The sequence below is a fragment of the Pseudomonas sp. A214 genome, from assembly GCF_900156295.1.
Lineage (GTDB): Bacteria > Pseudomonadota > Gammaproteobacteria > Pseudomonadales > Pseudomonadaceae > Aquipseudomonas > Aquipseudomonas rhizophila.
Genome location: NZ_LT707062.1, coordinates 4,366,463 through 4,386,265, shown reverse-complemented (window position 1 = coordinate 4,386,265; position 19,803 = coordinate 4,366,463). Strand labels below are relative to the sequence as shown.

The 19,803-nt window shown below is 63.2% G+C and carries 6 protein-coding genes; all 6 read left to right on the top strand.

All coding sequences use genetic code 11. The features are described from left to right. Window positions 1-91 precede the first annotated feature (91 nt). Complete coding sequence (gene gspE, locus BW979_RS19515) at window positions 92-1,510, top strand: type II secretion system ATPase GspE (protein ID WP_076385232.1); 1,419 nt, start codon at window positions 92-94, stop codon at window positions 1,508-1,510. Further along, on the top strand, window positions 1,510-2,721 hold the full coding sequence (gene gspF / locus BW979_RS19510; protein WP_076385230.1) for a type II secretion system inner membrane protein GspF: 1,212 nt from the start codon (window positions 1,510-1,512) through the stop codon (window positions 2,719-2,721). The genes gspE and gspF overlap by 1 nt, the downstream gene beginning before the upstream one ends. A 534-nt stretch (window positions 2,722-3,255) precedes the next feature. After that, window positions 3,256-4,443, top strand: a complete 1,188-nt coding sequence (locus BW979_RS19505) for a substrate-binding domain-containing protein (protein ID WP_076385228.1) — start codon at window positions 3,256-3,258, stop codon at window positions 4,441-4,443. A gap of 211 nt (window positions 4,444-4,654) precedes the next feature. Beyond that, window positions 4,655-17,197 carry a filamentous hemagglutinin family protein gene (locus tag BW979_RS19500; protein WP_076385226.1) on the top strand — a complete coding sequence of 4,181 codons (12,543 nt, stop codon included), beginning with the start codon at window positions 4,655-4,657 and terminating at the stop codon, window positions 17,195-17,197. 367 nt (window positions 17,198-17,564) lie between these two features. Beyond that, window positions 17,565-18,167 carry a transposase gene (locus BW979_RS19495; RefSeq protein WP_047228943.1) on the top strand — a complete coding sequence of 201 codons (603 nt, stop codon included), beginning with the start codon at window positions 17,565-17,567 and terminating at the stop codon, window positions 18,165-18,167. A 74-nt stretch (window positions 18,168-18,241) separates the two neighbouring features. Beyond that, window positions 18,242-19,798, top strand: coding sequence for a ShlB/FhaC/HecB family hemolysin secretion/activation protein (locus tag BW979_RS19490; RefSeq protein WP_409936847.1), 1,557 nt, complete (start codon window positions 18,242-18,244; stop codon window positions 19,796-19,798). Window positions 19,799-19,803 lie beyond the last annotated feature (5 nt).

Sequence of the window (19,803 nt, the reverse complement as noted above, 5' to 3'; positions counted from 1 at the left end):
GGTCAATATCCATGCAAGCTGACACACTGCTATCGCGAGCAGGCTCGCTCCCACAAGGTGCGGATGCATCTTATGGACCTGAGGTGTCAGCATGAACACCCTCCCATACGCCTGGGCCAAGGCCCAGCGCCTGGTGCTGCGTGAGTCGGATGAAGGCGCGGTGTTGATGGTGTGTCCCTCCACGCCAGGCTGGTCCATCAGTGAAGTGCGCCGCCAGTTCGGCGAGGTGCGGCTGGAGCGGGTGCGTGACGAGGAACTCGACGGGTTGCTCAACAGTGCCTACGCCGACACCGGCAGCGCCGCCGCCGTGGTGGGCGCGGCAGAGAACGAGGTGGACCTCGACCGACTGATGCAGGACATTCCCGAGATCACCGACCTGCTGGACACCCAGGACGGCGCGCCGGTGATCCGCATGATCAACGCCTTGCTGACCCAGGCCGCGCGGGATGAGGCCAGCGACATCCACATCGAGCCTTACGAAAGCCATTCGGTGGTGCGCTACCGGGTCGACGGCACCCTGCGTGACGTGGTTTCGCCACGCAAGGCCCTGCATGGCGCGCTGGTGTCGCGGATCAAGATCATGGCCCAGCTCGACATCGCCGAAAAACGCCTGCCCCAGGACGGCCGCATTGCCCTGCGCGTGGCCGGACGCCCGATCGACATCCGGGTTTCGACGGTGCCCACCGGCCATGGCGAACGGGTGGTGATGCGCCTGCTGGACAAACAGGCCGGGCGCCTGCAACTGGAAACCCTGGGCATGGACCCGGACGTACTGGGCAAACTCGATCACCTGATCCGCCAACCCCACGGCATCGTGCTGGTCACCGGCCCCACCGGCAGCGGCAAGACCACCAGCCTCTACGCCGCCCTGGCTCGGCTCGACGCCAGCGTACACAACATTCTCACGGTGGAAGATCCGGTGGAATACGACCTGCCGGGCATCAGCCAGATTCAGGTCAACGCCAAGATCGACATGACCTTCGCCCTGGCCCTGCGAGCGATTCTGCGCCAGGACCCGGACATCATCATGATCGGCGAAATCCGCGACCTGGAAACCGCACAAATTGCCGTGCAAGCATCCCTCACTGGTCACCTGGTGTTGGCGACGCTGCACACCAACGACTCTGTGTCGGCCATCAACCGCTTGATTGACATGGGCGTCGAGCCGTTCCTGCTGGCCTCGTCGATGCTCGGCGTACTCGCCCAGCGCCTGGTGCGCAGACTCTGCCCGCAGTGCAAACAAGCTGATCCGGCAACCCCCGGCACCTGGCGCCCGGTGGGCTGTCCGAGCTGTAACCAGACCGGTTACAGCGGTCGCACCGGCATCCATGAATTGTTCTGCATCGACGATGATATCCGCACGCTTATCCACCAGGGGGCAGGGGAGCAGGCGCTGCGTGCGGCCGCCCGCCAGGCCGGCATGTTCAGCATGCGCGAGGACGGTGAACGCTGGGTGCGCAGTGGCGCCACCGCCCCTGAAGAAATCCTGCGCGTGACACGGGACGCCTGATGAATCGCTACCGTTTTGAGGCCGCCGACGCCACCGGCAAGATCGAGGTCGGGCACCTGGAAGCCGACAGCCAGAGTGGCGCCTTCAACCTGCTGCGCAGTCGCGGGCTGACGGCGTTGCAGGTGCAGGTCGAACGCAATACAACGCAAGCCCATGGCGGCGGCCTGTTCAGCGCCAAACTCTCGGACAACGACCTGGCCTGGGCCACCCGGCAACTGGCGAGCCTGCTGGGAGCCAGCCTGCCATTGGAGGCCGCGTTGAGCGCCACGGTGGAACAGGCTGAGCGCAAACACATCGCCCAGACCCTCAGCGCAGTGCGCGCCGATGTGCGCAGCGGCATGCGCCTGGCCGAAGCCCTGGCGGCGCGACCCCGGGACTTTCCGGACATCTACCGGGCACTGATCGCCGCCGGTGAAGAGTCCGGCGACCTCGCCCAGGTGATGGAGCGGCTGGCGGACTACATCGAGGAGCGCAACAACCTGCGGGGCAAGATCCTTACGGCGTTCATCTATCCGGGCGTGGTGGGGCTGGTGTCGATTGCCATCGTGATTTTCCTGCTCAGCTACGTGGTGCCCCAAGTGGTCAGCGCATTCTCCCAGGCCCGCCAGGACCTGCCTGGGTTGACCGTGGCGATGCTGACCGCCAGCGATTTCATCCGCGCCTGGGGCTGGTTGTGTTTTGGCATGCTGGCCGGTGGGTTCTGGGGTTGGCGGCTGTATTTGCGCAACCCGCAGGCGCGGTTGAACTGGCACAGTCGCATCTTGCGCCTGCCGCTGATCGGGCGTTTCGTGCTGGGCCTCAACACCGCGCGTTTTGCCTCGACCCTGGCGATTCTCGGCGGCGCCGGGGTGCCCTTGCTGCGAGCCCTGGAGGCGGCGCGCCAGACCCTGTCCAACGACCGCCTGAGCCTGAGCGTCAGCGATGCCACGGCCAAGGTCCGCGAAGGGGTCAACCTGGCGGCGGCGTTGCGGGTGGAAAAAGTCTTCCCGCCGGTGCTGATCCACCTGATTGCCAGCGGCGAAAAAACCGGCTGCCTGCCGCCAATGCTCGAACGCGCCGCACAAACCCTGTCCCGCGACATCGAACGCCGGGCCATGGGCATGACTGCGCTGTTGGAGCCGCTGATGATCGTGGTCATGGGCGGTGTGGTGCTGGTGATCGTCATGGCGGTGTTGTTGCCGATTATCGAGATCAATCAGTTGGTTCAATAAGCGCACGCAATCCGTGGTGAACATTGATTTTGTGGCGAGGGGATTTATCCCCGTTGGGCTGCGCAGCAGCCCCCCATACAGCCAACTCAATCTATCTGACACACCGAGTTGTTTGGCTTTTAGGACTGCTGCGCAGCCCAGCGGGGATAAATCCCCTCGCCACAAAAAAAGCTGATCGAGCGGAAATTTTTTCAACGCTTGAGACACCTCCCGACCCTCGCCAACGCCAAACTCGGGTTCCTCGTTCTGTCATCTTCCATCGTCAGACAACCACCCGCCGCCATCTCCACGCCCACCCTGCGCAACACCGTCACAAAACCTGTCTGAAACCCCAACCCAGAGCCCTCGAACACCCGAGGAAAAACCCAAAAAAACAGCCTCCAGCTCCCGAGGTTTTTTCCTTTATCTGTCACCGGAAACTGCGAGTTTCTAACCCATGGCCTCACCCCATCGCCATCGGCACAGGACCGAGCGCCATGACGGCAAGCATGCGTCACCCAACCTACGTACGAACACGATGAAAGGAGATTCTTCATGTTTAAGCGCAACGTTCTCGCGGTATCCCTGACCCTCGCCGGCCTCTGCGCCGCTCAGGCCGCCATGGCTGATGTCAACGGTGGTGGCGCTACCTTGCCTCAGCCGCTGTACCAGACTTCCGGCGTCCTGACTGCCGGTTTCGCCCCTTACATTGGCGTGGGCAGCGGTGCTGGCAAGGCCGCTTTCCTGAACAACGATTACACCCGTTTCGTGCCTGGTGACACCAGCAAGAACGTGCACTGGGCGGGCAGCGATTCGAAGCTCACCCAGGCTGAGTTGAACGCCTACGTCACCAACCACGGCACCGCCTGGGGCCCATTGATCCAGGTGCCTTCGGTCGCCACTTCGGTTGCCATTCCTTTCAACAAGACCGGCACCGCCAACGTTGACCTCAGCGTCGCTCAGCTGTGCGGCGTATTCGCCGGCACGCTGACTGACTGGAACCAAATCACCGGTTCCGGCCGTTCCGGCCCGATCACTGTGACTTATCGTGCTGAGAGCAGCGGTACTACCGAACTGTTCACCCGCTTTCTGAACGCCAAGTGCCCTACAGCTGTACCCGCTGTGCCCGGCACTTTCGCCATCACCACCAACTTCGCCTCCAGCTATAGCCTTGGTCTGCCAGCCGGCGCCGTAGCCGCCACTGGTAGCCAAGCTGTGATGGATGCGGTGAATGCTGCCCAAGGTCGCATCACCTACATGAGCCCGGATTACGCCGCCACCACCTTGGCCGGCCTGGACGACGCCACCAAGGTCGCTCGCGTTGCCGGTGTTTCCCCAGCCCCGGCCAACGTGTCGGCCGCAATCGCAGCTGTCACCGTGCCTGCTGCCGCCAACCGCGCTAACCCGAACGCCTGGGTACCGGTATTCGCTGCAACCACCAACCCTAGCGATCCAAGCGTTGTGGCTTACCCAACCACCGGCTACCCGATCCTGGGCTTCACTAACGTGATCTTCAGCCAGTGCTACGCCGATGCCACCCAAACCACGCAAGTGCGTGACTTCTTCACTCGCCATTACAACGCCACTGCTGCCAGCAGCAACGACGCGGCTATCACCGCCAACCGTTTCGTGCCGCTGCCAGGCGCCTGGAAGTCCGCGATCCGCGGCAGCTTCCTGACCGCCTCTAACGCTCTGAGCATCGGCAACACCAACGTCTGCAATAGCGTCGGTCGTCCGTTGTAAGCCTACGCTTGAGCGACCTGCAACACCCGATCAGCAACGGTGCAAGCCGTTGCTGATTTTTGCGTCACACCGGCGCCAACACAGCCACATGAAATTTTCATGACATCCGTTCGGTCCCGAGCGGCTGTAACCGCCTAACCCCTATAACCAACGCTGGCAGCTTGATAGCACTGCGTTGTGCCCCTTAGAGCAAACCGAAAGGATGAGTAGGATGCTGCGCTGCAAACCTCAGACGAAACTGAATGCCCCCCGTCGCGATGGCGAGTTGTCGATGTTGCGGCTCAAGCCGCTGGCCCAGGCCATTGCCCTGCTGATGGTGGCCGGCAATGCCCACGCGGCGACGGCGTTCAGTTCGGCCTGGTTTGCCGCCAAGGGCGCGTCTCAGGCCGGTGGCGCGGGGCGGCCCGCGACCGCGCAGCCAGGCATGCCGCCGCCCCTGGCGCAGCAGCAACGGGCCAATGCGCAGTTGCAGCGTTCGTTGACCAACCTCAACAACACCGTGGCCGCCATCGCGGCCCAGCAGGCGGCCCAGGCCGCGGGGCGGCAAGCCGCGTTCGGGCAGGTGCAGACCGTGCCCGACGGTTTGGGCGAGGGCGGGCTCAAGGTCGATAACAGCCTGACCCAGGGCTGGCTCAACGCCAAGGGACCGCAGCAGACCCAGGCCGGCGGCAAGACCACGGTGAAGATCGAGCAGACCGCCGACAAGGCGATTCTCAACTGGGAAACCTTCAACGTCGGCCGCAATACCACGGTGGATTTCCAGCAGCAGTCGGACTGGGCCGTGCTCAACCGGGTCAACGACCCTCAAGCGCGACCAAGCCAGATCCAGGGCCAGATCAAGGGCAACGGCACGGTGATGCTGGTCAACCGCAACGGCATCATTTTCAGCGGCAGCAGCCAGGTCAACGTGCGCAACCTGGCGGCGGTGGCGGCCAACGTCAGCGACGAGCAATTCAGCCAGCGCGGCTTGTACGTCGATGCCACCGGCACCCAGCCGACCTTCACTGACGCCGCCGGCAAGATCGAAGTGCAGCGCGGTGCGCGGATCGAGACCCACCGCGCCGCCACCTCCACCGCCGGGGGCGGCTATGCCTTGCTGCTGGGCTCGGAAGTGGAGAACGCCGGTTCCATCATCACCGCCAAGGGCCAGACCACCCTGGCAGCGGGCGACAGTTTTTATATTCGCCGGGGTCAGGGCACCAGCGGTAACCCGCGTTCCACCACCCGTGGCAACGAGGTCGCGACGTCCCTCAAGCCGGGCAGCAGCGCCGGCACGGTGATCAACAGCGGCCTGATCCAGGCCAGCACCGGCGACATCACCCTTACCGGGCACAATGTGCAGCAGAATGGCGTGGCGGTGGCGAGCAGTTCGGTGGACACCCGCGGCACCGTGCACTTGCTCAACGCCTTCAGCGACAGCACCGGCAGCGTCACCCTGGGGCAGGGCAGTGCCACGGCGGTGCTGCTTGACGCCGGCGGCGGCAGTGCCCTGGACAGCCAATACAATGCCGGGCCCGCCGGCCTGGACGGTACGCCGAACAACCTGATCACCGGTCGGTTCAACAACCTCAGCAGCGTGGTCGACCGCACCGACCAGTCGCGGGTCGAGATCGTCAGTGGCGGCAGCGTCGACTTCCAGAACGGCTCCATCACCCTGGCCACCGGCGGTCAGGTCGCGGTCAGCGCCGCCGGTCGCAGCCTGGTGCGCGATGGTGCGGTGATCGACGTGTCCGGCGCCATCGGCGTCAAGGTGGCGATGGAGTCCAACTCCATCAAGGTCAACGTACAGGGCAACGAACAGCGTGACGCACCGGTCAACCGCGAGGGCGGCAAGTTGACCAACAACGATGTCTGGGTGGACGTGCGTGATTTGATCTACGTGCCGGCGGGCACCAACGGTTATGCCACCGACCGTTGGTACACGGCGGGTGGGCTGCTGGAAGTCGGCGGCTACCTGGGCACACGGGGCCACAGCATGGGTGAATGGGCCGCCCAAGGTGGCACGCTGACGTTCACCGGCAACGACGTGGTGACCCAGCAGGCGGCGCAGTTGAACCTGTCCGGCGGTACCCTGGATGTGCAGAGCGGCTACCTGCGCCAGTCCTGGCTCAGGGGCCCCAATGGGCGCTTGTATGAATTGTCCAAGGCGCCGGGGGACATCCTCTACAGCGGCATCTACAAGGGTTACGAAGACCACAGCCAACGCTGGGGCCAGACCGATTACTACTACAACCCACTGATCGCCCCCCGCGAGCGCTTTGAGGCCGGCTACACCGTTGGCCGCGATGCCGGCAAGCTGGTGGTGTCGACCCGCAACGCGGTGCTGGAAGGCCAGATCGTCGGCGAGGTCTACCAGGGCGAACGCCAGAACCAGGCACCGAACCTCAACCTCGACGGTTACCAGCAATCGCAAAACGCCGTGGCCCGGCGGGCTCAGTTGCTGGTGGGCAGTTACACGCCGATCTACGACAAGGCCAGCGGTGTGATCAACAGTGGCCTGAACCCTACCTTCGATCAGGTCACCGTCGGCGAGGTCAACGACAAGATTGCTGCGGGCCTTGACCTGACCTCGGTGGTCGGCACTGATCGGCAAGGCAAGTTGGTGCTGGACAATGAGCTGCTCAATGGCTTCCAACTCGGCGCGGTCAAGGTGGCAGCGGCGCAAGGCATCAAAGTCGACGGCGCGCTCAACGTGGCCGATGGCGGTGATATCACGCTTTACGCGCCGCAGGTGGAAGTGAACGCCGACCTGACGGCCCGCAGCGGTCGCATTGCCCTGGGTAACGTGCTTAAACAGGTCAGAACCGATAATTTCCAGATGGTAGACGTCGTGCTTTCGCCTGCCACCGGTCAGCGTGCAGCGGTCACGTTGGGCGAAGGCGTGACGTTGAACACCGCTGGGCGGTGGAGCAATTTGCTGCTCGACGGCAACGACCGTGAAGGTCTGCCGTTCATCAATGGCGGTACGGTGTCTGTGCGCAGCAGTGGCGATATCGATGTGCGCCAGGGCAGCCTGATCGACGTCAGCTCCGGTGCTGCGGTCATGGCCGATGGCAAGACCCGCGGTGGCAAGGGCGGTGACTTGACCCTGACCGCCAGTACCGGCGCGTCGTCCGGTAACGGCGCCTTGAACCTGGACGGTGAACTGCGCGGCACCGGGGTGAGCGGTGGCGGGACCTTGAAGCTGGCGGCCAACAAAGTGCTGATCGGCAACAGTGGCTCGCCACTGGAACCGGGAACGTTGCAACTGGACGGCGACTTTTTCGACAAGGGTTTCTCGGCCTATGACATCACCGGCAACGAAGGCCTGACGGTGGCCGATGGGACCCGGGTCGATGTGACGATGCCGGTGTACCGTTTCGGCGAGCAGGCGTTGACTACCGGCAGCAACGCAGAGCCGGCTGATGCCTTGCAGCGCTGGACGCCGGAGCTGTATCAGGAAGATGCGATCAAAGGTGTTCTCACCCAGCGCCACGGCGCGAGCCTGAGCCTCACTGCCGGTACCGCGAACTCCAGCGCGGCAGACATGGCCAGCACGGTATTGAACATCGGGCGTGGAAGCGTGATCAGCGTCGATCCGGGACAAGGCATCGACTTGCGCAGCATCGGTCAACTGACCGTCAACGGCACCCTCAACGCCTGGGGCGGACGAGTCAGTCTCACCGAACTGAGCGTCAGCAACCCAGTTCGCAACCCGGTCAATGCCCAAGGCCATGGACGCTCCATCTGGTTAGGCGAGCAAGCATTGATCGATGTCTCCAGTCGGGCCGTGACTGCCCAAGACATGCGCGGCCAGACCTATGGCCTGGTGCATGACGGCGGCGAGATTGTCATTGGTGGTCAGATTGATGTCGCGAAAGGATCGGCTTCGGCGCCGGAATTGTTCGTGGTGATGCGCGAGGGGGCACGCCTGCAAGCGGATGGCAGCCAGGCAATGCTGGATGTTCCTGGCCAGGGACGCACATCGGTGACGAGCAACGGTGGCAGTATTTCCCTGGCGTCGGCCAATGGTCTGTACCTGGACGGCGAATTCAGCGCCCGTTCCGGTGGCACGGGGGCCGCAGGGGGCAGTTTGTCGGTGGCGCTGGAGACACCGTATTACCTGAAAAGCGCGGTCAATGACCGGGTCTTGCAGGTGCGTGAACTGGTGCTGGGACAAACCGCCCAGGCGAGCCCGCTAAGCGACACCGCCAAGGCCTCGGCGGATTCGTTGATCTATGGTCATGGGCGTTTGGGTGTGGACCAGGTCCAGGCGGGCGGCTTCGACAGCCTGTCTCTGCTGAGTAACGGCATTATTAGTATCCGTGGCGACGTGTCGTTGTCCCTCGGCCAAAGCCTGAGCCTATATGCGCGTAGCTTCGGGTTGAGCACAGCCGCGCCAGCCGACACCCGTGTTCAACTTAATGCAGCTCATTTGCTGCTGGCGGGGCCGGCGGCCAGTCTACCGAATATGGATTCCTATACCCGACCGGTGATCGAAGGCGACGTATCGCCACTTGCGAACAAGGCGGTGCTTTCCGTCAACGCCGACTTGTTGGATGTACAGGGCAATGTGAGATTCAGCAGCAAAGGCACGCTGAGACAGGCCAATGGCACCACGGTCGAGTTGGAGCGCGCCGGGTTCGACCTGGTCCAGTTAAGCAGCCGTGGTGATTTGCGCTTCCTGACGGGATTCTCCAGCGAAGGATTGCCTACGGGCTTTAGCACGCAATTAATGACTCCTTCGGACATGATCCTGCAAGCGGCGCAACTGTATCCGGCGACCGGGGTCGGGGCTCGGGTATTGGCGGGGTATAGCTTGAGTGGCACCTCTGCCTACGACCCGGCGCGCAGCTTGGTCATCGGGCGGACTACCCAGGTGACGCCTCAGGTACCTTATTCGGCATTCGGTCACTTACAACTGGGCAGTGCGAATATCGAGCAGGGGGGGGTGGTTCGGGCCCCGCTGGGGTTGATTGAGGTCGGCACCAACGACGGCACTAGCATCACTAGCCAAGTGGACTTGCTGCCGAACAGCCTCACTTCAGTCAGTGGCCTCGGTCTGGTTCTGCCTTACGGCGGTACCGTCGATGGTCAGAGTTATGAGTACGCGGGCAAGAAGGTGGTGCTTCTGGGGCAAGGGGCCATCTCCTATGGCAACGGGGATCTGAATATTGGTGTGATTCTGGGCGGAAAGTCTGTTGCGGCCCAGGAAGGCTCGGTACTCGATCTTTCGGGTGGCGGTGATCTGCTGGGTGCCGGTTTCATTTCCGGCCGTGGCGGCTCCACCGACGCGCGCTTCAACCCGCTGGTGCAAATCGGTGCCAACGGCGGCTTTACTTTACCGGGCCTGGCCAGCAACCCGGTCTACGCCATTGTGCCGGGCAACCAGAGTGCATACGCACCAGTGGCGCCCGAGGGCGGCGCAGTGGACCCCAGGATCGGACAACAAATCACCATTGGCGCCGGTGTACCGGGGCTGGCCGCCGGTACCTATACGCTGATGCCGTCCACCTATGCCTTGCTGCCGGGGGCGTTCCGGGTCGAGGTCAACGGTCTGGCGGGTCAGGGTTCCACGGCGGGTGCGTTGCAGATGCGCAACGGCTCCTGGGCCACCGCCGGGGTGCTGTCGGTGGTCAATACCGGGCAGCGCAACAGTCTGTCCAGCCAGGTCATCCTGACTTCGGGCGATGTGCTGCGTCGCTATTCGCAGTACAACGAAACCAGCTACGCCCAGTTCGCTGTAGCCGATGCCGCACGCCTGGGCGTGCCACGAGCCCTGTTGCCGGTGGACGCCAAGACTTTGAAGTTGAAACTCGCGCCAGGAGCGGGAGATCAGGCGTTCTCCTTTAAAGGCATCGGCAAGTTCGCGCCTCAGAAAGGTGGCTACGGCGGTACCGTCACGGTGGTTGGAGGTAATGGGGCGTTGGAGGTCGTTGCCGATGGGCGCGGGGCCACGGCCGGCTTCGAGGGCGTGACCCTCAATGCCGAAAGCCTGAATGCCTTGAATGCATCGCGTCAGGTTATTGGCGGGCAGTTCTTGACGCTCTATGGTCAGAGCGGAAACTACATCACGCCCTCGAGCAGTGGAGGTAGAACCTCGTCCAGAGTGATCTTGCGTGAAGGCGCTACGTTGGCGGCACCGGAGGTTTTCCTGCTGGCCAGCAGCGAGGTGTCGATGGAACAAGGCGCCGCCATCAATACCATTGGTCGTGGCGCGGCTGCCTACGATGCCCATGACGGTTTTATCTATGACCTCAATGTGAGTGGTCAGAACTTGCTGGCCGCCTCCAACGGCTTGCTCAACGTGTTGGCACCCTCATCGGGCAGCAGCGGCTCCATCAACATCGGCGGCTGCAGCCTGACGCCATGCAGCGGCGTCACCCGAATTCATTCCGAGGGCGGCATCGTCGCCGCCACCGGAGGGAGCCTGGAATTGGACGACAAGGTGCGCTACGGCACCCGTCACCTGACCCTGGCCCTGAGCAATATCAACGTCGGCACCGCCCCGGCATTGAGCGACGCAGCGGCGCGTCAGGTCTTGCCGGCCGGTCTGACCCTGAGCCAGACGGTACTCGATCGCCTGTTGCGCGGGGACACCGAATACGGCGCCCCGGCCCTGGAAACCCTGGAACTGTCGGCGCGTGAGGCGTTGAATTTCTACGGCACTGTCAGTCTCGACACCTATGACCCGGCGACGGGCAAGTCGCGGTTGGCCAACCTGATGCTCAGCACGCCGGCCATTTATGGCGCAGGCAGCGTCAACGACGTGGCGACCATTCGCACCGCCAACCTGATCTGGAACGGCGCCGTTGGCGCGCCGGGTTCGGTGATTGCCGGCGGGGCCGGCACCGGTGCCGGTCGCCTCGACATCCAGGCCCAGCGCATCGAATTCGGCTATGGCGATTTCGCCCAACCGAGCTCGATCACTACCCTGGACCGTCTTGCACTGGGCTTCGCCAACGTCAACCTTAGCGCCAGCGAACGCCTGACCGCCAACCACAAAGGCAGCCTGGCGGTGTATCAACGCCAGGGGGCCTATGACGCGAAAACGGGCTACGCCTACAGCGGCGGCAACCTGAATATCCTCACCCCGTTGCTGACCGGTGAAGCCGGCTCGGTCAACCGCATCACCGCAGGCGGCGCGGTCAACGTAGCGGGCACAAGCGCCAAGCCGGGCACTGTCTCCGGGCTTGGGGGCGAGTTGTCCATCAAAGGCGCGAGCCTGAACCTTGCCAGCGCGGTGATGCTGCCCAGCGGCAAGCTGACCCTGAGCGCAACGGATGACCTGACCCTGGCCGATGGGGCACTGATCGACGTGGCGGGCCGCACCGTCACCTTCAACGATGTGACACGCTACAGCGCCGGAGGCGAGGTGATCCTGCAAAGCCAGAGCGGCAACATCCGCCAGGCTGCTGGTTCGAGCATCGACCTTTCGGCCCGCCACAACCAGGCCGGTCGGCTCAGTGCGGTGGCCCTGGACGGCGCGGCCGGGGTGGTCGATTTGCAGGGGCGGATTCTCGGCAGCAGCACCGGCGAATATGACGCCGGGGGCACCGCCATGCCATATCTGGCTGGCGGCGTGGAGATCCAGGCCCAGCGCCTGGGCGGCAACGGTAACCTCAGCGAGCAGTTCGCGGCCTTGAACCAACGGTTGAACGAAGGACAGCTGTTCGGCTCCCGCAGCTTCCAGCTCAAGCAGGGCGACCTGGTGATCGGCAACGAACTCAAGGCCTCGTCCATTGACGTGTCCCTGGACAATGGCAGCCTGCTGGTCAACGGCAAGGTCGACGCCAGCGGCGAGCGGGTCGGCAGCATCCGGCTTGCGGCCGGGCGCTCCCTGACCCTGGGCAGCAACGCGGTGCTCGATGCCCACGGCAGCCGTCTGCGGGTGGACAGCTATGGCAAGATCATCGACTCACCGAACCGCGCCATTGTCGACCTGACCTCGCGAGGCGGCGTGCTGACCCTGGCCGACGGAGCTCGCATCGATTTGCGCCATGGCACTGCGGCGCTCGCCGGGCAGCACGACGACCGTGCCCGTGGCACGCTGGAACTCAATGCACGCCGCGCCGGCTCGACCCCGACCCAGGGCGACATTGCCATCGATGCACGCGGTGGCCTGGATATCCAGGGCGCCCGGTCCATCGCGGTCAACGGTATGTGGCAGTACAACGATGCAGAGTTTGGCAGCGATCCGGCAGCCAGCGGACGCCCTTATCAGGTCATCGACCAGGCGTACCTGGATGGCAAGCACCAGGACAGTATTGCCTTCATCAACGCGGCGCTGGCCAACGGCGATTTGATGCAACGTAAACTCGCCGGTCTGAACAACGCTCGATATGCCGATGCGTTCCACCTACGGCCCGGTGTGGAGATCGTCAGCGCGACGGCCGACGGTGATCTGGTGGTGCGGGGTGACCTGGACCTGTCCGGTTATCGCTACGCCAGTGTGAATCCGCATACTCGTAAAACCGCCGTGTACGGCTCCGGTGAGTCGGGTGCGCTGACGCTGCGCGCCGGGGGTGACCTGAACATCTATGGCAGCATCACCGACGGATTCGCCCAACCGCCCGCGACCAACGACGACAAGGGCTGGGTGCTGTTGCCGGGCATTGATTTCGCGGCGGGTGATATTGTCGTGCCCGGTACCGGTGTGACCCTGGCGGATGGCACGGCGTTTCCAGCGGGCTCGGTGCTCAACTTCGACGTACCCCTTAAGGGCGCGACCCTGGCGGCGGGAACACGCCTGCCGGTGGCGGCGACGCTTGATCAGCCACTGGTGCTGCCGGCGGGCACGGTGCTGGCTGCGGCGGTGCATGACGCCTCGGGTAATCTGTTGTTCGCCGCTGGCACTTTGTTGGCTTCGACCCAGACCCTGGAGGCGGGCACGGTGCTGGGGGTAGGCAGCCTGCTGGGCAGCGGCGCAACAATACGCAGCCTGATCTGGCCAAAAGGCGTTGCCTTGCCAGGCATTGCGGGCGCGAGCAACGGCTTGACCAATGTGCTGCGTCTCAGCGGGGCCCTGGCGCTGAGTGTGGGTTCGAAAATTCCTTCAGGTACCGACATCAAGTTGCCGGCCGGTGTCGAGTCGGTGCAGTTGCGTCCGGAAGTGGCGGGGAGCAACTGGGCCATTGCGCCGATGCTGGCCGAGGGTTCGCAGTCCTGGTCGTTGCGCCTGGTGGCCGGCGCCGATACGCAGGCGGCGGACAGCCGGGTTGTGCAGCCTGTGTTGGCGGGTGGAGATCTTCATTTGGCTGATAGTCACTACGGCATGTTTGGCAAGGCCGGGGCGGGGGGGCTGGTGTGGACCGAAGAGGGGGCGGAAAATTTCGGAGATCCGAGCCTGGCAGGTAAATTCATTGATTTTGAGAACGTTGCCTATCCAGGGATGTGTGAGGATACCCCGTCGTTTTGCAAGGCCAGTAGCGGCTTTGTCTGGACGGAGGAAGGGGCGGAAAACTTCGGGGTTCCAGACCTCGTGGGTCAACCGATTGATTTCGAAAACCTTGCCTATCCTGGAATGTGTGACGACACCCCGTCGTTTTGCACCGCTGTTGGGCAAACGGAATACAAGGCAGGCAGCCAACGTTGGAGTGTGATCCGCACCGGAGCGGCAGACCTTGAGCTGCTGTCGGCGGGCGATCTGAAAATGGATTCTCTGTACGGCGTCTACACCGCCGGCAGTTCAGCCAGCGAGACTTATGCCAACGACCCGTACAATCAGCCCAAGGCGCTGGGGGCGGCGGGCAAGGTGCTCAATGATGCACTAGGTGAAAACGAGCAGTTCGTGGATGGTGGTAGCAACAGTCTTTATCGTGCCTGGTACCCGGACTTTGGCGGCAACCTGAGCTTGAAGGTTGGCGGCAATCTGACCGGTAATAGCCTGGACGTATCGAGTACGGATAGGGGGCGGCCCAATGGGGGAGACGTTGGTTACGATACGGTCAACGTCGGCAATTGGCTGTGGCGTCAGGGCAATGGCTCAGTCGCAACCGGCACGCAGGCACAACCCACCGCTTGGTGGATCAATTTTGGTAGTTACACCGCCGCGAAGGACGGCAAGGCTGATTTGATGGTCGGGTTTACGGGGTTCGGTACTCTAGGCGGCGGTAACCTGAATGTTCAGGTGGCCGGCGATGCGGGGGTGCTCGATCAAATGGCAGGGAGTGGTCTTGTGCCGATCAGCAACAGCCGCAGCCAAGGACTGGTTCTTGCCGTGGGCAGCACCGGGCGTGTGGGCGCTGATGGCAGCCTGCAATTGACCGGTGGTGGTGATCTTGATCTGCGTGTGGGTGGTGCTTTGAATCCCGAGAGCCTGTTCGTGAACGGGCATCTCAATGGCGCGGTCATCAACCTGCGGGGGCATGCGCAGATCGATAGCGGTGCCATCGGTCGAATCGACCTGCGCTATGGCAACGTTGCTTCGGTACAGTCTCCCGGAGAAACACGCGCTTATGACTCTTTCAGAGCTACGCGAAGCTTGCCAACAGGCGGGCTGACCCTGATGCCGGGCGATGCCACGTTCAATCTGAGCACTTCGGGCGACTTGGTAGTGATGGACGTAGCAGACCCGGGCCGGGCGCCGATGATGAGCGTTTCGCCCTTCAAAAGTGGTGCGACCAACGGATCGGGTGTCAGCTGGTTTACGTTGTGGACCGCCAACACGGCGATCGACTTGTGGTCGTCGGGAGGTAACCTGACGCCTTTCGTTAGCGCGACGGCCACGGATTTAGCCGTGGTCTACCCGTCGATCCTGAGGGCTGTGGCGGCCAATGGCAGTCTTTATTATGGCCAATCCTCGGTATGGGATGGAACCGGCTACAACGGCAACGATCGTCCAGCCCTGCTGCTCGCTCCTGGCATCAACAGTGAGTTGCAATTCATGGCCGGCGATTCCATCTACGGTGGCGATATGTCGGTCAGTCGTTCCGGTGCATCGTCTGCGGCCCTGGCGACACCGTTGCGCCCAGCCTTTGCCGGGCTCGTAAATGGCAGTGTGGTGGTCAGCAATCTCTCCGCTGATGCCAATCGTGTGCCTCCCAGCGCGGATACTTTACCGTTGATTACCTTCGATACCAGCAGCGCCTCCAACGAGTGGGCCGGCAACACGGATCCTGCTCGCTTTTATGCGCTCACAGGCGATTTGCTGGCAGTCGCGAGTGGACGAGCGATGAGGTACACCTCTGAGAACGATGGCCGATTCGGACAGATTTCCTTCGAAGGTATGGGGGCCGTTTGGATGAAGGCCGGACGAGACATTGTAAGCAGCGGTATACCGCTGGGCGGCTCGCTGACCAGCGACTTCTACTTAGGGAACTACACCAGCACCGGCAACCTCTTCATCCACAACAACTCCACCGACATCTCCATCGTCTCGGCCGGGCGCGACATCCTTTACAGCAACTTCAACGTCGCCGGTCCCGGCCTGCTGGAGATCACCGCCGGGCGCAATCTGCGGATGGACGACAAGGTCAGCATCAACAGTATCGGCGCTGTGGTGCCGGGGGATTCGCGCCCTGGCGCAAGCCTGGTGCTGCAAGCCGGCGCGGGACTCAACGGCGCGGATTACCAGCGCTTCGTCAAGGCGTACCTGGACCCGGCCAACCAGGCCCTGACCGGTGTGCCCCTGGCGAACCAGGACGGTAAAGTCGCCAAGACCTACGAGGCGGAACTGGTGGATTGGCTCAAGGAACGCTTTGGCTTCAGCGGCGACACCGAGCAGGCCCGCAGCTTCTTCGCGGCGCTGCCGGCGGAGCAGCAGCGGGTGTTTGCCCGCGATGTGTACTTTGCCGAGCTCAAGGCCGGTGGTCGTGAGTACAACGAAGTGGGCGGCGTGCGCCAGGGCAGCTACCTGCGCGGGCGGGAGGCTATCGACTTGTTGTTCCCAAGCAAGGATGTGGCGGGTAACGCGATCACCTACAAGGGCGATATCACGATGTTCGGCGGGGCGGGTGTGCACACCGATTTCGGCGGTGGCATCCAGATGCTCACGCCGGGCGGCGGGCAAACGTTCGGCATCGAAGGCAACGCACCACCGTCCACCGCCGGGGTCATTACCCAGGGTGAGGGCGATATCCAGTTGTATGCGCAGAACAGCATTCTACTAGGGCAGAGCCGGATCATGACCACCTTTGGCGGTTCGATTCTCGGCTGGTCGGCCCAGGGCGATATCAACGCCGGTCGCGGTTCGAAGACCACCGTGGTCTACACGCCGCCCAAGCGCTTGTATGACAGCTGGGGCAACGTGACCCTGTCGCCGTCGGTGCCGAGCACCGGCGCCGGTATCGCCACGCTCAACCCGATTGCCGAAGTGGCGCCGGGCGACATCGACCTGATCGCGCCCTTGGGCACCATCGATGCGGGCGAGGCGGGGATCCGGGTGTCGGGCAACGTCAACATCGCGGCATTGACCGTGGTGAACGCGGCCAACATCCAGACCCAGGGCAAATCCTCCGGTGTGCCACTGGCGGCCACGGTTAACACCGGGGCCATCACCTCGGCCAGTTCGGCGGCGTCCTCGGCGACACAAGCGGCGGAAGACGTGGCGCGCCAGCAGCAGAACGCGGCGCGACAAAACCAGGCGTCGGTGTTCACCGTGCAGGTGGTGAGCTTCGGCTCCGAGCAACTGGCCCCGTCCCGCGACGGTGCCAGCCGCGACACGCCACGGGCCTACGACCCGGCCAGCCCGGTGCAAGTGCTGGGCGCCGGCCCCCTGGATGAACAGACCCGGCAGCGCTTGACCGAGGAAGAGCGGGGGCGGTTGAGTTTGTAGCGATCGGCTGGCACCGAGTCGCCGGCATCGCGAGCAGGCTCGCTCCCACAGGGTTGCTGGACACCCAGTACCTGTGGCGAGGGAGCTTGCTCCCGCTGGGCTGCGCAGCAGCCCCAAGCCAATCACCGCGGTGTGTCAGATACTCCCCAGCAGCCTTTTTGGGGCCGCTGCGCAGCCCAGCGGGAGCAAGCTCCCTCGCCACGGGAGCCGCGCTCAAGTTCCCATCGACGTCCATCCAAATGAAGCTTTCATGACAAAAGTTCGGTAGCACATCGCCATTCCCGTCAAGCCTGTGTGACGTGTTCGAGGGGACCTGCAAGGTCGTTTGGAACCGGGGCAGGCAGCCGGGAGTGAGGCGATGGGAACTATGGAACGTTATTCGAAAGTGGGCATGCAGGAGCTTGACCAGCGGTTGTCGAAGATCGTCGAGGCGGCGCGCAAGCAGCCGGTCTCGGTGTATCGCTACGGCGCACCGTGGGTCTGGATCGTTTCCCAGGATGACTGGCAGGGCGCACTCAAGGAAGTGTCCAGCTACATCCCGCAAGGCCATTCACTGGTGTTGCTGCGTCCGCAAATCGACGACCTGCTGGACGACCACCGCGACGTGCTGCAAGGCCTCACCGCAAGCGCTGAGATGCTGATCGCACCGCAGACCGTCATGCACATCCTTTTACTGCAACTGCTCTATTCGGTGCCCAGCGAGCAGCAACTCTACGAACAACTCAATTACAACCTGCTGTTCCGTTGGTTCGTCGGCCTGGACCTGAACCAGAAGGTCTGGCGCTTCGACGTTTTGAGCAAAGACCTCGCCACGCTGCTGGGCGATGCGCGGGCGGTGAGGCTCATCCAGAAAATAATCGGTGAAGTGTTCTGCGGTGCCTTGCTGCAAATGCCGGAGTTCTCCTTGAATTTCGCGCTGCTGCACACCTGGCTGGCGCGGCACGCCACGACATCGACTGCAAGCAATTGAGCGGTACTTTGAATTCAGGGGGTGGTGTGGAGCATTTCTTCAAATCGCGGCCAGCGCTGTGGGGCTGGTTGGTGTTGACGGTCGGGGGGCCGTCGGCGTTCGCCGCGCAAGCGCAGCAGGCAGTCGAATCGGCCCCGGCTCGCCTGGTGGACGTGAACGAGTATTTCGTGCGTGGCAACACCGTGCTCGATGCCCGGGCCATCGAGGAGGCGGTGTACCCGTTCCTCGGCCCGCAAAAGGCCTTGAGCGATATCGAAGGTGCCCGGGAGGCGCTGCAGAAGGCCTATCAGGCGCGCGGTTATCAATCGGTGTTCGTCGAGTTGCCGGAGCAGAAAGTCGAAGACGGCATCGTCTACCTGCAGGTCAGCGAGACCAAAGTCGGCCGAGTCCGCGTGGTGGGTGCCAAGCATTATTCGCCCGTGGAGATCCGCGAGGACGTGCCCGCGCTCAAGGAAGGCGAGGTGCCCGATTTCGCCCAGGTCCAGACCGAGTTGGCGCAGTTGAACAAGACCCCGGGGCGCCAGGTCATGCCGTTGGTACGCGAGGGCCAGCGGCCCGGCACCATGGATGTGGACTTGCAGGTCGAGGATCAGAACCCGTGGCAAGCCAGCCTGGGGCTCAATAACGATTACAGCGCCGACACCGAGAAGCTGCGCACAGTCGCCAGCCTGGGCTACAACAACCTTTGGCAATTGGGTCACAGCCTCTCGCTGACCTTCTTCACCGCGCCCCAGGACACCGAAAACGCCAAGGTCTGGTCGGGCTCCTATACCGCGCCGCTGGACGAGCACTGGAGTGTGCAGTTCTCCGGTTACCAATCCGACAGCAACGTGGCGACCATCGGTGGCAGCAACGTCTTGGGCAGGGGCCATTCGTACGGTGTCTCGGCGATCTACACCTTGGCGTCCAGCGCCGCCTGGGCCAATACGTTTTCCATTGGCGTGGATTTCAAAGACTTTGAGGAAGAGCTGAATCTGGGCGGCGCCAGCGACAAAGTACCGCTCAAGTACGCGCCGTTCACCTTCGCCTACAACGGCTTTCGCTACACCGAAAACAGCCAGTTGGGCCTTGGCCTGAGCCTGGTGGCGGGCACCCGCAGCCTGTTGGGCTATGGCAGTTCCGACGAAGACTTCGACTACAAGCGCTACCGCGCCAGCCCCAGTTTTGCCGTGCTCAAGGGTGACGGCAATTACACCTTCACCTTCGCCAACGACTGGCAGACCGCGTCCAAAGCCGCGTTCCAGCTGGCGTCCGGGCCGCTGGTTTCCAACGAACAATTCTCTGCCGGTGGCGCGACATCGGTTCGCGGTTATCTGGCCGCCGAGCGTACCGGGGATGACGGCTACCTGCTGTCCCAGGAGTTGCGTACACCTTCCATTGCCAAGTTCCTCGGCAGTTATGTCCAGGAGTGGCGGTTCTACGCCTTCGCCGAAGGCGCGCAGTTGTACTTGCGCGACGAACTGCCCGATCAGGACGCGGATTACAGCCTGGCCAGTGTCGGCCTCGGCACTCGCGCGAGCCTGAGCAAATGGCTGTCCGGCAGCCTCGATTGGGGCTACCCGCTGCTCGAAGGGCCGAACACCTCGAAACAGGAATCGCGCCTGCATTTCAACCTGCAAGCGACGTTTTGAACCTA

What these genes read in the sequence shown, in the direction of transcription:
- gspE (WP_076385232.1), top strand. Translation starts at nt 92, where the DNA reads ATGAACACCCTCCCATACGCCTGGGCCAAGGCCCAGCGCCTGGTGCTG.
- gspF (WP_076385230.1), top strand. Translation starts at nt 1,510, where the DNA reads ATGAATCGCTACCGTTTTGAGGCCGCCGACGCCACCGGCAAGATCGAG.
- BW979_RS19505 (WP_076385228.1), top strand. Translation starts at nt 3,256, where the DNA reads ATGTTTAAGCGCAACGTTCTCGCGGTATCCCTGACCCTCGCCGGCCTC.
- BW979_RS19500 (WP_076385226.1), top strand. Translation starts at nt 4,655, where the DNA reads ATGCTGCGCTGCAAACCTCAGACGAAACTGAATGCCCCCCGTCGCGAT.
- BW979_RS19495 (WP_047228943.1), top strand. Translation starts at nt 17,565, where the DNA reads ATGGAACGTTATTCGAAAGTGGGCATGCAGGAGCTTGACCAGCGGTTG.